Below are 13474 nucleotides of genomic sequence, written 5' to 3' on the forward strand. Positions count from 1 at the left end.
TGAGTTCCAGTTCATTCGACACCGTACTTCTTGAGCAGATTCTCCGGGAGATGCACGCCAAGTCCAGGTGTCTCCGGGAGCTTGATATTACCCTCGCTGTCGATCTTCAATGGGTACTTCAAGAGTGCCTCGAACAATGGATATGGTGTGACATCCACCTCCAGCAGTTGGCAGTTGGGGGTGCACGCCATGACATGGATTGTGGCGGCGAGACCGACGCCCGTGGTGTAAGAGTGCGGGGAAACGGCGATATCGAACGCCTCTGCCAGCGCACATATCTTCTTGGTCTCGGTGATCCCACCGCAGCGCATGATGTCTGGCATCGCGTAGTCAACTCCATTCTTCAGAAAGAGCTCCTTGAACCCCCATTTGGTATACTCGTTCTCCCCTGTTGCGATAGGGATCTCAAGCTTTGACTTGAGCCATGCATATCCATCGACGTCGTATGGTGAAAGAGGCTCCTCGTACCAGAAGACGCCGTGCTTCTCCAGCATTCTGCCCAACTTCAGACCATCTATCCGGTCGTACCCGCAATTCATGTCCACCATTAGACCCGCATCTCCAATTGCATCCTTCATTGCCACGACTCGTTCCTCATCCGCTTCTAGACCGTTTCCAAGGTGGGTCTTCACCATCTGGAACCCCTGCTTCAAGTGTTTCTTCGCGGACCTGGCCATTTTCTCGGGTGTGTCCCAGAAAAGATCGCTAGCATATGCCTTGATCTTTCCTTCGCCCTTGGCGTCCCCGCCCATTAGCTTGTACACTGGAGCATCATAGAACTTGCCCGCGAGGTCCCAAAGTGCCATGTCGACGCCGCTGGCTGCGGATACCCCCTGACCCTTCTGATCCCAGTACACGGGTTCCATCAACATCTTGCGCCATATTCTCTCGATGTTCAGGGGATCTTCTCCCTTGATCATAGGTGCGTACTTCCTTTCCACGATCGTCTTGATGTTGAAGTACTCAGGGCCGTAACCCTCTCCAATCCCCTGGATGCCTTCATCTGTGTCAATGACCACAAAGGCCGCTCCCCTGAAGCCTATTTTACGCCCTCTTGAGAGTCCGACAGGTTCCTTCAGCTTGACCCCCATTGTGACAACGCTCACGTCAGTGATCTTCATGCCACTCCTCCTTTTTCGTAAAAAGGGTCTAGAATGTTAAAATAACTTGCTAAGGACCTATGGTTATTCAGATAAAACCCCTTGAAATCGAATCTTGATCGCAAAGGAATTAGAAATTATATTCTTGACCATGAATAAATTCATTCTTTCAACCAGATTCGCTCAAATAAAGATGGAAATGTCTCTTCTCTAACACACTTCATCGAATCAAGACAGGGTGGGTATCTCATATTGAATATCAGTGGCTACATTTTTTAAGCGGAAATCGCGTTGCTATCTATCATGACCACCGAGCTAGGACCGGTGCAAGGAGAGGCAACTTCCTCTGATGTCAAAGCCATTTCCACTCGGAGAACGGGTAAATTCTATGTCTTCGAGGGGATAGATGGTTCTGGCAAGACGACGGTCTCACGAAGGCTCTTCGAGAAGATATCTCAGGAAAGCCACAGAGAGGTCTTGCTCACTTCTGAACCCACTGATTGCTGGCTTGGTGATGCCGTGCGGCGGAGTTATGACGAGGATATTAGCCCCTTCACAGAAGCCTTGCTGTTCATAGCGGACAGAGCCAATCACACCGAACGCATTAAGGATTGGCTGTCAAAGGGAATAATCGTGTTATGTGATAGGTACAACGCCTCCACACTCGCCTATCAGGGCGCCATACTTCAGAAAAGAATGGGGGATTCGGCCATAGAATGGCTCAAGTCAGTGAGCAGTCGCGTGACGATTGAACCGGACATTACATTCCTTTTCAGCGTGTCACCGGAAACCGCCCTCCTCCGCCTGGATGAGCGGAATGAGATTTCCAAGTTCGAGAAACTAGGTTACCTCATGGAGGTCGACGCCATATATCGAAAGGTCGCCGATGACGATCCGACATTCTTCGTGGTGGATGCTTCAGCCCCTCTTGAGGATGTCGTTGAGGAGGTACTCAGGGCCATCAAGGCCGATCTCTGATTCGACCATTGATGTCCCGAAACGATTATATTCCTATGACTGGATGATTGGCCACATGCATCCGGTGGAGAGCATCAGGGGCCAGATTAGCCATCGTCTGTCCAACAAACGAATTCTGCTCGGGATAACTGGTAGCATCGCAGCTGTCCAATGTTTTGAGCTTGCCAGGGATCTTATCAGACATGGGGCAGATGTCGAGGTAGTCATGAGTGAGGAGGCCGCGAAGATAGTTACTCACTACGCTATGGAGTTCGCCACGGGAAATCCTCCGATCACTCGAATAGGTGGTGGAGTCGAGCACGTAGACCTCTGTGGTGAAAGCGAGGACCGGATAGATCTTCTGCTCATTGCGCCGTGTACGGCGAACACGATCTCCAAGATGGCCCTGGGCATAGATGATACCGCAGTGACCACCTTTGCCACCACTGCCATTGGGACCGGTATACCAGTACTGGTTGCCCCGGCAATGCATGGGTCCATGTACCGACATCCCATCGTCCAGAAGAACGTGCAGACTCTCGAAGACATCGGGGTAGAAGTGATAGGTCCCCACTTTCTGATGGGAAAAGCCAGAATCGCTTCCAACGGTGAATTGGTGGCGAGGGTTCTCCGCGCCCTGGGGTCTGGCGATCTCTCAGGCAAGAGATTGCTGGTAATAGGCGGCTCCTCCGAGGAGCCCATCGATGGTATGAGGGTCATAACCAACAAAGGCACGGGAGAGACCGCGGTCGAACTGGCCTCAGCCGCATTCGAGCGCGGTGCAGATGTTGAGCTCTGGATGGGAAGGCATCAGACCGAACTTCCAGATTACTTGAAGATAAGGCGCTACTTACGACTCAGGGAACTTGAGGGGATGGCAGAGGACATTGACCACGACCTTGTCATGGTTCCAGCTGCCCTTTCGGACTACGCTCCCGAGGAGGTAGAAGGTAAGATTCCAACAAGCGAGGAGGAACTTGTCCTTAGGCTAATGCCAATGCCCAAGTTACTCTCCAGATTGAGCCGAGAGGGTCATAGGCTGGTTGGATTCAAGGCTGAGCGGGGGATCACGCAAGACCAGCTTCGGGAACGAGCCCGATCCCGGCTGGAAGAGTACGGTCTAGACCTGATCGTGGCCAATGATCTCACCATGGTGAGCAGGGGTAAGACCAAGGTGATGATGATCTCCAGGAGCGGTGATGAAACTAGGGCAAGTGGCACCAAGAGAGAGGTGGCCGATTCCATCCTCAACGAGGTTTTGAAGGTCTTAGCATGAAGGCCAAAGCATTCTGTCCGGGGCACATAACCGGTTTCTTCCAGATATGCGAACATGATGATGTCGATAAGACAGGTTCCAGAGGGGCGGGCATATGCCTCAGCCGGGGAGCCACTTCCACCATCAAAGCAAGCAAAGGAAAGGGGAAACTTGAGGTCAGAATTAACGGGAAGAGGGATTCGGCTCCAGTGACAAGACAGGCTTTGGCCATGCTGGTGGACGTGCCTGAGTACGACATAACGGTGGAAACTCAATTGGAATTGCCGATGAAGCAGGGTTTTGGTATGAGCGCGGCGGGAACCTTATCGGCGGCTCTTGCACTCTGTGAGATTATGGGTTACGATTTTGAGGACGCCCTCAAGGCTGCCCATCACGCCGAGGTTCTTCACCGGACTGGGTTGGGAGACGTCGCAGCCCTTTCGAAAGGGGGAATCACCTTCAGGAAAAGGGAGGGACTACCACCATTTGGCAGAATAGACCGTATCAATAAGGACATCGAGCTGGCCATCGCCGTAGTAGGGCCGGAGATATCGACCTCGAACATACTTGGTGATCCCGATATGCGTGAGCGGATCAATCTTGTCGGCGAGGAGTGCGTTTCCAATCTGGAAAAGAGCCCCAGCCTTGCGAACTTCTTCCGCCTATGTGGGGAATTCTCCATGAGGACTGGTTTGATCACTCCCGAGGTCGAGAGCGCACTGGAATGCATTTCGGACATGGGTCCTGCCGGAATGGTGATGTTGGGAAACTCGGTTTTTGCCTCGGGTGATGTGGAGGGCGAGATAGCGGTGCTCTCGGATAGATGGGATGCCCATAAGGCAAGCGTTGATTGGCAAGGGCCAAGGGTCTTGGAATCTGGAAGATAGTTCACTCGAACAGCGTGAAGAGCTGGTCGTCTCCCCCAACATCGAACAGCCCAAGACGTGCCCCACAATCCAGCCAGCCATGGGAGTAATTGATGCAGGCGAAGGCGTTCACAAAATCCTGCTTCTCCATGAAGTGTTTCGCGTCAGAATAATACGAGTTGGCCATCTCCAAGAAGTCCTCTGCCAGACGTCTTCCGAAAGAACGATTTGGGGCGGCCACACTCAACCGCTCAAGTGCCTTACCAGTTAGATCCAGGTAGCGTTTCAGGTGATCCTCAGTGATCCTATCCCGCATTTAGACCCTCTCGGCCCCCACTATCTCCACGCTCTCGCCCCCATGCTTGCTCTCTCTAGGCCTTACCTCCACCAGCAGGGGCATCTGTATATTGCCTCCCATCACCAGAGAGACACCGATCGGAAGGCGCTGGATCTCATCCGCCGTCCCTGAGGTAAGTCCTTCCACGGATTGGATAATGGCTTTCAGATCGTTGGGATTCGTGACCTTCAGAATCATTTGAGTGTTGCACTGGCTTAGGACATTCTTATCAACCTTCGCTGCCCTCTGAGTGATTATTGTCAGACCTAGGCCGAACTTGCGACCTTCTGAGGCTATTGTCCTAAGAATCTTGTTCGACGAGACCGTACCCTGCTGTGGGCAGTAGTTGTGGGCTTCCTCCACCACCAGCATCATGGGCGGTATCTTGTCGACCTTTCTGAGCTCAAAGAGCGCGCCGCATATCCTGCTCACTATGAGATCCTGAATGTCAGGAGGCGTGCCCTTCAGGTTGATTATCGTAGTCTTTCCCTTAACAACCAGTTCATCGATCCTGGTGCCCTTTGGAGCAAAGATGTTCACTTCATTGAGATATTCCAGCTCCCCTATCAGTGCTGAATTCTGGTTCTCCTCATCCGCCTCTAGAATGTGAATGATATCCTTGAGAGTGTAATCCTTCTTCGCCCCTTTTACAAGTTCAATGGCCTTCCTGAGCGAAGTGAGGTAGGTTCTGACATTCTTTATATTCGTCAGGGCGAGAAGTTCCCTTGCCTCGATGTTTCCCAAGGTGAAACTGAGAGGCTTCGCTTTCTTGTTGATCGTGGTTTCTGCCGCGAACTCTACTATCTTCTCGGAATAGCCTTTGGGTTTGACGTTGAAGTTGCGAGAGGTCTCCATGTTTGATCCTTTATCCCGCATTGACCCGTACTCTCCATGAGGATCGATTATCATTACAGTGACATCGTGCTTCATCAGTTCCTCAACTACAGCACCGCAGAGGAAACTCTTTCCACCACCAGTCTTGGCCAATATGCTGACATGCTTCTGGACCATGGAGTTGATGTCGATCTCTACCCGGATATCGTGGCCCATAAGAAGGCCAATATATGCTCCTGTATCCGTCCTCTCCTTCAGACCAACAACATCCCTTATCAGAGAATCCTTCGCCAGATGGACGGAGTTGCCGGCCTTGAACGGCGTCCTGGGAACCTGAAGTAGATTCCTATCGTCCCTGAAGCCGATGATCTGCACCTTTGCGGTGACCTTTTCCTCGATGTCCACGTCATGACCATCGGAGATCATCTTGGCCTTTTCCAGGGAAAGATCGGTTTTCCTTTCGACCTCCACTACTTGGCCTAACACCCATCCATCGAGCTCGTGCTCAGCTTGGACATACTCCATTCTTTCCACGCGGCCAGTGACCCTGAAGTTAAAGGATGTCGTTCCCACATTGCCATAGATCACACCAACCATCTCTGGCCCGGTCGAAGATATGTTAGAAGGAGCTTCTTGTTCTGGCATCTCCTGGACGGCATCGGAATCCATTAACATCCCTTCCCGCGTGCTATATGAAGGGGTTTTGATAAAAGGTTTTGCCATCCGGTATCGGAACGATGGACTATCCATCTTGAGTCACGATGCACTTCATTAGGTGATGACGATGAATATGAAGCAAGGAATCCCTCACATTGATTCTGGTGAATCTCAAGGGATTAATCTTTCCTATCCGCATTCGAAATATGCAATCAAGACATGACTTAGAATGGCACTGGTCGGGTCAAACATCAGGTATAAAGACCTAGACCCTTATTCACCTGGGATGATAGTCATCGGCGGGTCTTCTTCCAAGGGGTTATCAACCGACCTGGCCTCGGTTCTGGGTGTTGAATGCGAGCAGGCAAAGGTAAGGCGTTTTCCAGATAACGAGTGCTATGTTAGAATTGAGAAGGAGAACCTGGGCACCGAAGCAATCCTAGTCCAAAACTCCTACCCAGACAATAATTTCGTTGAGCTGCTCCTTCTGCAGGAAGCGGTCAGGAGTCTTGGCGTGGAAAAGCTGATCACGGTGGTTCCCTACTTCGGTTACGCAAGGCAGGATAAGAGGTTCGAGGTTGGGGAGCCGATAAGCGCAAAAGTGATGGCCCATCACCTCCAGTTGAATTCGGATAGAATCATCACTGTAGACATCCATACTCCGGCCATACTTGATTGGTTTAACGAAGCGGAGTCTGTGGACGTTGGGGCAGCTCCCGAAATAGGCAATTATTTCTCTGAAGCGGGAATTGATCTGGTGCTTGCCCCAGACCAAGGAGCATCGAAGAGAGCCGCGGAGGTGGCGTCCGTAATAGGAGTGGAATGGGACTACCTGGTCAAGACAAGGCTGAGCGGGACTGAGGTGAAGATCTCACCAAAGAGCCTTGATGTCAGGGACAAGGATGTCCTTATTGTGGATGATATCATCTCTACCGGTGGGACCATAATCGCCGCCACCAGGGAGCTGAGGAAGATGGGGGCGTCCACCGTAACAGCATCCTGCACCCATGGTCTCTTTGCCAAGGGTGCGCTTCCCAAACTGCGTGAGGAGTGCGACGCTATAGTATCTGCAAACACACTTGAAGGAGAAGTTTCCGAGATATCAGTTGCGCCCCAGATAGCCAAGGTTATCTGACCATACTAGTCCGGAAAGGTTTATACTGAAGCGGTGCATTGGTGCAACACCCCGCCCAAAGGTGTGGTCCATGAAGAAGGAAGAAGACTTCAGCGAGTGGTATAACGAGATCGTCGAACGGGCGAACCTGACCGACAAGCGCTATCCCATAAAGGGAATGAACGTCTGGACGCCGTACGGATGGAAAATCATGAGGCTCATCGACTCCTTCATAAGAGAGGAGCTCGACGATACAGGCCATGACGAGGTGTGCTTCCCGCTCCTGATCCCAGAAACGGAGTTCGAGAAGGAAAAGGAGCACATCAAGGGGTTCGATGAGGAGGTCTACTGGGTCACCCACGCAGGTCTCAACGAGCTCGATGTGAGATTGGTGATGAGGCCTACTAGCGAGACCGCTATGTATCCAATCTTTGCCCTATGGGTTCGCTCTCACAGCGATCTTCCCCTCAAGACCTACCAGATTGTGAACACCTTTAGGTACGAGACAAAGCAGACGCGTGCCTTCATACGGGTAAGGGAGATCCATTTCTTTGAGAGTCACACCTGCCACATTGACGAGGAGGACGCTCAAAGGCAGGTGGAGGAGGACTTCGAGATACTTGAGAACCTCATGAAGAAGCTCTGCCTCTCTTACTTGCTCCTCAAAAGGACGGAATGGGACAAGTTCCCAGGTGCATACTATACCGTGGGAATAGACACCATAATGCCGGGGGGAAGGACTCTACAGCTTGGGAGCGTTCACCACTATAGGGATAACTTCTCTGTGCCGTTCGACATCAAGTACGAGGATATCGACGGCAGCTTGAAGCACACCCATCAAACCACATATGGCATGAGCGAGAGGCTTGTGGGCGCCATAGTAGGTGTTCACGGTGATGATCAGGGGCTAGTTCTGCCTCCCGATGTGGCACCATTCCAAGTGGTGATCGTGCCCATCCTCGCAAAAGGGAAATCAGAAGAAGTAATGAAACATTGCTATGCTCTCAGAGACAAGCTGAAGAATGAGGGTTTCAGGATCCATCTGGACGAGAGAGATGATCGACCGGGTAGCAAGTTCTACGATTGGGAGATAAAGGGTGTACCGCTCAGACTCGAACTGGGATCAAGGGATATCAAGGAAGCAGTGGTGACATTCTCGAGACGAGACCAAGGAATCAGAGGCACATTCAAGAGAGAGGAGCTGGCCGATAAGGTAAGATCACTCCTGAGCGAGATTTCTGAGGAGATGCGAAAGAAGGCCAAGGCGCAGTTGGAAGCGGCCGTGGTCACCATAGAATCACTGGATGAAGTTCCCAAGAAGATACTCAGAATGGGTTGGTGTGGATCGGAGGAATGCGGCAGGGAGATCGAGGAGACCACAGATCTCAACCTACTAGGGACCCCCTATGCCCCAGAGAATTTTAAAGGAAAATGCATCGTCTGCGGTAAGGAGACGTCCCGGTTGGTCTACGCTGCAAGGGCTATGTGATACCGACAGTAAAAGTTGAAGGTTGTATATTCAGGCCGCTGGCTCCTTGACGGTTAGGAGCAGGCCTACGACACCTGAAACTATGAGAATGATCACGATGGAATACACTCCAATGTATTCCTTTGCGAAAATGTTCCAACTTCCGTAGACCATGCCCCACACATAGAACATCGCTATTCCCAGAAAGATCAGGGCTATGGAGATGAACATCTTCAGGTTCTTGATGAAATCGGAACGCTCCATCGGGGGCGCTCAACGCCATCAGCATATAAAAACCCTTTTCCCTCATGATTTCTTGAAGGCTCTGAGAACATTTAGGATGCCATGACAGCGGCAGGAAGTGGCGATTCCCAGAAGCTGCCCTTCTCTGATATCTTGGAGAACATCCAGGGTTTTTTCGATGATGTCTCCCTTCAAGGTACCATAATGGCCTAACCAAGAGGTCACTGCAACAAATTCTCTATCTGTGCGTCCCCTGATTGCGTTCTTGATGATCTCATGCATAGGAGATGATATCACGTCACCTGTCACTGGGCAGACGATAGGTTGCTTGCAGTCATCCATACATTCTCTGTCTGAGGGCATGCGACTCAACACAATAAGGCCGTTCTCCTGGTCATGAACCTGGATGATTTCATCTGGAAGCTGTCTGGCCACTTCAATGGAGGACTGGCTATCTGGTATCAGTCGGAATCCTCTCCGCCTGAGGTAAGACACCGAGAGCTTGGCAAGGAGATGCCCGGTTGCCCCTGGAACGACATACTCTGGAACCCTTTTTTCAATGATGTCGAGTAGAACCTCGGTCGCATCCCCCAACACAAGTGTGATTCGATCTTTTTTCCAGAATTCTTTCTGAGGGGGACACTGTAGGATCTCATCCGCTATTCCTTTGGCATGGCAGGTCGGATCCCTGTCAATAACTACAACAGCCCAACCTCTACCCTTTCCCAGCAGGGCAGCATCACTGCCAATTCTTCCTCCACCGACGCAGACAAGCAACATGGAATCAATTGAAGACAGGTGATTCATACCAAGGATAGAATGAGATCATGACCGATAAATTGGTCGCCAAGTTATTGAGAGAACCGTTTGATTCATAGCGTATGAAATTAATCTATAGGTTTGAGGGGGAAACTTGAGGATCAGTACCGTCGCCCAGATGAGAAAGCTGGATAGGGGAGCAGGGGAGAATTACGGAATAGTTCCCTTAATGCTCATGGAAAACGCCGGCCTGGCCGTTTACGATGTCATAAAGGAGGAATTTGGCATAGAAGGCCGCAAATTCGCGATATTCTGCGGTCCTGGGAATAACGGAGGGGATGGTCTGGTAGTGGCGAGGAAAATACTCTCAAGCGGTGGCCTCCCCCAGGTTTATCTAATGAACCCCCCCGAGGAATATAAGGGAATCGCAAAGCAGAATTACGAGATACTGGACAGCCTTCCTGTCGAAATCATCTTGGTAGAATCAGTGGACGCGATCAGAAACAGGATCGTCCACTCAGATGCTATAGTGGACGGGATACTGGGAACGGGCATTAAGGGAGAACTTAAGGGAATCTACAGGGAGGTCATCGAGATGATAAACGATTTGGACCTTCCAGTGTTCAGCATCGATATCGCCTCTGGTGTCGTAGGGGATACTGGTGAAGTTCTGGGATCCGCCGTGCAGGCGGATGTTACGACCACCTTTGGATTGCCAAAGATCGGAAACATGTTGTACCCTGGCTTCGATCTCTGTGGAAAGCTCTATGTTTCTCATATCTCCTTTCCACCCGACCATTACAATTCAAAGGAGATAATGCTGGAAACAAGTAAGCCTAGCCAGTTACCAGAAAGAGCAAGGGATGGTCACAAGGGCACCTTCGGACAGGCTTTGTTCGTTGCTGGGGCATCGGGATACATGGGGGCCCCCTACTTCGCTGCAATGTCATTCTTGAAGGCGGGAGGGGGGTATTCCAGACTTGCCACACCTAGATCGATCTCACCCTTCCTTGCTTCAAAGGGTAGTGAGATAGTTCTCCATCCGATGGTGGAGACGGAATCTGGCAGCATTTCTCCGAGGAGTGAAGAGAGCATCTTCGAGATCACAGAAGGTATGGACTTTACCGTTTTAGGACCTGGTCTTTCTCTGGATCAAGGAACTGGGCAGCTAGTTCGAGGACTCACTAGCAGAATAAAAGTGCCCCTGCTCATAGATGGCGACGGCATTACTGCAGTGTGCCAAGACCTCGATTGTGTCCGGAATAGGGAAGGTCCAACGGTCCTTACGCCTCATCCTGGTGAAATGGCAAAGATTGCTGGAATTACCATTGGGGAGGTGCTTTCCGACCGTTTTGAAATACTGAGGAACTCCTGTGCGGATCTGAATGCTATAATCGTTCTCAAGACCGCCCACTCAATGATAGGCACTCCAGATGGTCGTTGCTTCATGAATCTCAGCGGAAACCCGGGCATGGGTTCTGCGGGCAGTGGGGATGTTCTCACCGGAACGATCGCGGCGATGTACGGATTAGGACTTGAGTTCGAGGATGCGGTCAGGACAGGGGTATTCATTCATGGATTCTCAGGAGATCTCGCAGCCAATGAGAAAGGAGAGGACGGTATCACTGCACAGGATGTCCTGGACTTCCTTCCAATAGCCATGAGATTGTTCAGAGATGAGTACTGGGAAATCATTAAAGATGAATACGGAAAGGTGTACGTTGTCTGATCCTAAACAGTATCAAACGATTGTTAATAGGATACGTCTTTATACTCCATTTGATAGATTGTGGTAGCCGTGCAGGAAAGAGGTTACTTCTCAAAACGATTGGACATTTGCAAGGATTTGCCCGACATTTTCGAGTTGGTCAAGGACGCCGTGAGGCAGTGCACTGGTTGGCAGCGCGCCGGCCTAATGCTGGGACTGGCAGATCTTGGAGGAGGCCCTCAGGGATTCATCGGAGCGTATTATCCCGTTGCTTCAAATATCATAGTGATGAACAAGCTGCCGCTGAGAAATATCGAGCAGACTGAACATAGCTTATACAAGCCTTACGCTTTCCACATTCTGCTTCATGAGTATCTGCACTCCCTCGGTTTGTTGGATGAGAGCACTACAAGGGCAAAGGTGCATGAGATAAGTTCTGCACTTTTCGGAGAAGACCATATTGTGACAAAGATCGCATCAGATCTGTCCAGCTTCGTTCCGAAGCTGATCTATCCGGACCAAGAGTGGTCACCGCCCGAAGATACGGGACTGCAGCTCATAAAGGGATTTGATAGGTCCAGCACAGATCCGTACATATACTGAACCGAATAGTGTATGTTCCACCTCGACTTCCATTCGCTTCTTCTTAATTGAAAGAAACTCAGCTCTCTTATTTCCCGATGATAATCTTTCATTCAAATGATCTAGCCAGTCTATGGAATGAGTATTTCGGAAATATCATGTACAATGTTTTCGTCCAAATATTGATCCTGAGTGAGGTGAAAGAATAAAAAGGGTTAGAGACTAGGCGGAAGAAGACTCACTCCTTCATGAAAACCTGGGTTACTCCAGTCTTACCCATTGAACCGCCAAGAATTGAGCCGAGGGTTATCAGGGCTGCTGCTATGACGCCCATATTCGGGTCCAAGCTCTCGCTGAATACCACATCGGCCGCAACGTTCACTACGAATAGCAAGATGATGAACCATACGATGCTCAAGATAATGAGCACGACGGCAGCAACGATCATCATTACTATCGCTTTAATTGCATCGTTCATTTTCAAAACCTCCTCATGGAAGTTGTCAGACATTACATTCTTAGAGATATCATTTAAATCTTTTTACTATTGAACTCAGCGAAATTCATCATGTCTTCCGTCATATGTAAGAAGAATCTCGATGAATCATCTACATTGACTGGTAATACTCAATAGGAGGAATTCAATCATTAAGAATGGGGCATCTCATTGGTGTCGTGACTAATGCTCACCAATTGCGAGATTATTGGAGATTCTCAGCTCACTAGAGAGTTATATACGCCATCCAAATTCCAGCCTTGTGTTGCAGATATCTCGATAATAGTTTTTTCAAATCCAGATTCCCTCACTTGGATTTTGATATTCTCCACAGTGCTTGGTTCCACCTCATCGATCTTGTTGATGAAGATAGCCTCAGCGGAACCGATCTGGTTCTGGAGTGGGATGGCCAGAACTTTCCTATATATGTCAAATCGGGACGCATCCAGGATGACGATGGTTCTAATCCTGTCAAAAGGAGGACCAGTGTATTTATCAAGAGTCTTAAGGATCATTCTTGGATCTGCAATCCCACTAGGTTCGATGATTACATAGTCCGGCTCAATCTCTTCCACAACTTTCTCGATGGTACTGGTCAGGAAGGATCCAAGGGTACAGCAAATGCAGCCTCCCCAAAACTCCTTGACCTTCAGACCATTTTTCTCCATCAATTTGCCATCAACACCGATCTTCCCAAAATCGTTGACAATAATAGCTACCTTCTTCCCATCATTCTCGTGGATCTTCTGAACAACTGAAAGTATCGTTGAGGTTTTTCCTGAGCCCAGGAACCCTGAGATTATGAGCATCTCCATGATAGCACCCCGATAGTCCGCCTAGAAGTAGAGCTAACGGTATATATCATTAGGCTTCATAGGTCACCTTATTGTCTTCCTGTGGCTTCAGTGAGAGGGGTAACATTGCTCTTGGTGAAGAAGCCGTCGAAATCTCCATACCGATGGATGTACTCATTGACCAATAGCGTACTGGGAAGTGGTTCTGTTAAGGTCTGTTTCAGTCCCTCGCCCGGGGATCCAACGAGATCTATCGGAAATTCCTGTCCGTTATCCATCAGGGCTTGATATGTTTCCTCAATAT

At 50.1% G+C, this 13474-nt stretch carries 14 protein-coding genes; 7 read left to right on the plus strand and 7 right to left on the minus strand.

Annotated elements, in window-relative coordinates; all coding sequences use genetic code 11:
- Window positions 1–11: 11 nt before the first annotated feature.
- Entirely contained in the window at window positions 12–1121 is a 1110-nt protein-coding gene (locus GKC03_00815) for a mandelate racemase/muconate lactonizing enzyme family protein (GenBank protein NYT11075.1), read from the minus strand.
- Window positions 1122–1403: 282 nt separating this feature from the next.
- On the opposite strand from GKC03_00815, the gene tmk reads away from it, so the two are divergent.
- From tmk to GKC03_00830, 3 genes are read left to right on the plus strand one after another with little or no spacing between them, the layout of a single operon-like run.
- A complete protein-coding gene (tmk, locus tag GKC03_00820) occupies window positions 1404–2078 on the plus strand; it encodes a dTMP kinase (GenBank protein ID NYT11076.1) in 675 nt (224 codons plus the stop codon).
- A 55-nt stretch (window positions 2079–2133) separates the two neighbouring features.
- A complete protein-coding gene (gene coaBC, locus GKC03_00825; GenBank protein NYT11077.1) occupies window positions 2134–3333 on the plus strand; it encodes a bifunctional phosphopantothenoylcysteine decarboxylase/phosphopantothenate--cysteine ligase CoaBC in 1200 nt (399 codons plus the stop codon).
- Window positions 3330–4199: a hypothetical protein gene (locus GKC03_00830; GenBank protein ID NYT11078.1), complete on the plus strand. Its 870-nt coding sequence runs from the start codon at window positions 3330–3332 to the stop codon at window positions 4197–4199. The genes coaBC and GKC03_00830 overlap by 4 nt, the downstream gene beginning before the upstream one ends.
- 1 nt (window position 4200) lies before the next feature.
- Here the strand turns inward: GKC03_00830 and GKC03_00835 are convergent, their stop codons facing one another.
- Together GKC03_00835 and GKC03_00840 are read right to left on the minus strand one after the other, a co-directional pair.
- Window positions 4201–4494: a DUF357 domain-containing protein gene (locus tag GKC03_00835; GenBank protein NYT11079.1), complete on the minus strand. Its 294-nt coding sequence runs from the start codon at window positions 4492–4494 to the stop codon at window positions 4201–4203.
- Window positions 4495–5994 (minus strand): ATP-binding protein, encoded by a 1500-nt coding sequence (locus GKC03_00840; GenBank protein NYT11080.1) that lies wholly within the window; start codon window positions 5992–5994, stop codon window positions 4495–4497.
- A 298-nt stretch (window positions 5995–6292) separates the two neighbouring features.
- On the opposite strand from GKC03_00840, the gene GKC03_00845 reads away from it, so the two are divergent.
- A complete protein-coding gene (locus GKC03_00845) occupies window positions 6293–7141 on the plus strand; it encodes a ribose-phosphate diphosphokinase (protein NYT11081.1) in 849 nt (282 codons plus the stop codon).
- Between the two features lie 70 nt (window positions 7142–7211).
- Window positions 7212–8609 carry a proline--tRNA ligase gene (locus GKC03_00850; GenBank protein ID NYT11082.1) on the plus strand — a complete coding sequence of 466 codons (1398 nt, stop codon included), beginning with the start codon at window positions 7212–7214 and terminating at the stop codon, window positions 8607–8609.
- 30 nt (window positions 8610–8639) lie between these two features.
- Here GKC03_00850 and GKC03_00855 read toward each other — a convergent pair whose 3' ends face one another.
- Entirely contained in the window at window positions 8640–8852 is a 213-nt protein-coding gene (locus GKC03_00855; protein ID NYT11083.1) for a hypothetical protein, read from the minus strand.
- A gap of 42 nt (window positions 8853–8894) precedes the next feature.
- On the minus strand, window positions 8895–9611 hold the full coding sequence (locus GKC03_00860) for a hypothetical protein (GenBank protein ID NYT11084.1): 717 nt from the start codon (window positions 9609–9611) through the stop codon (window positions 8895–8897).
- A 133-nt stretch (window positions 9612–9744) separates the two neighbouring features.
- Between GKC03_00860 and GKC03_00865 the strand changes: the two genes are divergently transcribed.
- Both GKC03_00865 and GKC03_00870 read left to right on the plus strand, forming a co-directional pair.
- Window positions 9745–11319 carry an NAD(P)H-hydrate dehydratase gene (locus GKC03_00865; protein NYT11085.1) on the plus strand — a complete coding sequence of 525 codons (1575 nt, stop codon included), beginning with the start codon at window positions 9745–9747 and terminating at the stop codon, window positions 11317–11319.
- A gap of 57 nt (window positions 11320–11376) precedes the next feature.
- Complete coding sequence (locus GKC03_00870) at window positions 11377–11901, plus strand: hypothetical protein (GenBank protein NYT11086.1); 525 nt, start codon at window positions 11377–11379, stop codon at window positions 11899–11901.
- Between the two features lie 217 nt (window positions 11902–12118).
- On the opposite strand, the gene GKC03_00875 is transcribed toward GKC03_00870, so the two are convergent.
- Together GKC03_00875 and GKC03_00880 are read right to left on the minus strand one after the other, a co-directional pair.
- Window positions 12119–12358, minus strand: coding sequence for a hypothetical protein (locus GKC03_00875; protein ID NYT11087.1), 240 nt, complete (start codon window positions 12356–12358; stop codon window positions 12119–12121).
- Between the two features lie 236 nt (window positions 12359–12594).
- Window positions 12595–13191: a cobalamin biosynthesis protein P47K gene (locus GKC03_00880; GenBank protein NYT11088.1), complete on the minus strand. Its 597-nt coding sequence runs from the start codon at window positions 13189–13191 to the stop codon at window positions 12595–12597.
- Window positions 13192–13474 lie beyond the last annotated feature (283 nt).

The sequence above is a fragment of the Methanomassiliicoccales archaeon genome (genome assembly GCA_013415695.1).
GTDB lineage: Archaea > Thermoplasmatota > Thermoplasmata > Methanomassiliicoccales > JAAEEP01 > JAAEEP01.

Excerpts from the sequence above, each read along its gene's own strand:
- GKC03_00815 (NYT11075.1), bottom strand. The coding sequence starts at position 1,121 with ATGAAGATCACTGACGTGAGCGTTGTCACAATGGGGGTCAAGCTGAAG.
- tmk (NYT11076.1), top strand. The coding sequence starts at position 1,404 with ATGACCACCGAGCTAGGACCGGTGCAAGGAGAGGCAACTTCCTCTGAT.
- coaBC (NYT11077.1), top strand. The coding sequence starts at position 2,134 with ATGCATCCGGTGGAGAGCATCAGGGGCCAGATTAGCCATCGTCTGTCC.
- GKC03_00830 (NYT11078.1), top strand. The coding sequence starts at position 3,330 with ATGAAGGCCAAAGCATTCTGTCCGGGGCACATAACCGGTTTCTTCCAG.
- GKC03_00835 (NYT11079.1), bottom strand. The coding sequence starts at position 4,494 with ATGCGGGATAGGATCACTGAGGATCACCTGAAACGCTACCTGGATCTA.
- GKC03_00840 (NYT11080.1), bottom strand. The coding sequence starts at position 5,994 with ATGCCAGAACAAGAAGCTCCTTCTAACATATCTTCGACCGGGCCAGAG.
- GKC03_00845 (NYT11081.1), top strand. The coding sequence starts at position 6,293 with ATGATAGTCATCGGCGGGTCTTCTTCCAAGGGGTTATCAACCGACCTG.
- GKC03_00850 (NYT11082.1), top strand. The coding sequence starts at position 7,212 with ATGAAGAAGGAAGAAGACTTCAGCGAGTGGTATAACGAGATCGTCGAA.
- GKC03_00855 (NYT11083.1), bottom strand. The coding sequence starts at position 8,852 with ATGGAGCGTTCCGATTTCATCAAGAACCTGAAGATGTTCATCTCCATA.
- GKC03_00860 (NYT11084.1), bottom strand. The coding sequence starts at position 9,611 with ATGTTGCTTGTCTGCGTCGGTGGAGGAAGAATTGGCAGTGATGCTGCC.
- GKC03_00875 (NYT11087.1), bottom strand. The coding sequence starts at position 12,358 with ATGAACGATGCAATTAAAGCGATAGTAATGATGATCGTTGCTGCCGTC.
- GKC03_00880 (NYT11088.1), bottom strand. The coding sequence starts at position 13,191 with ATGGAGATGCTCATAATCTCAGGGTTCCTGGGCTCAGGAAAAACCTCA.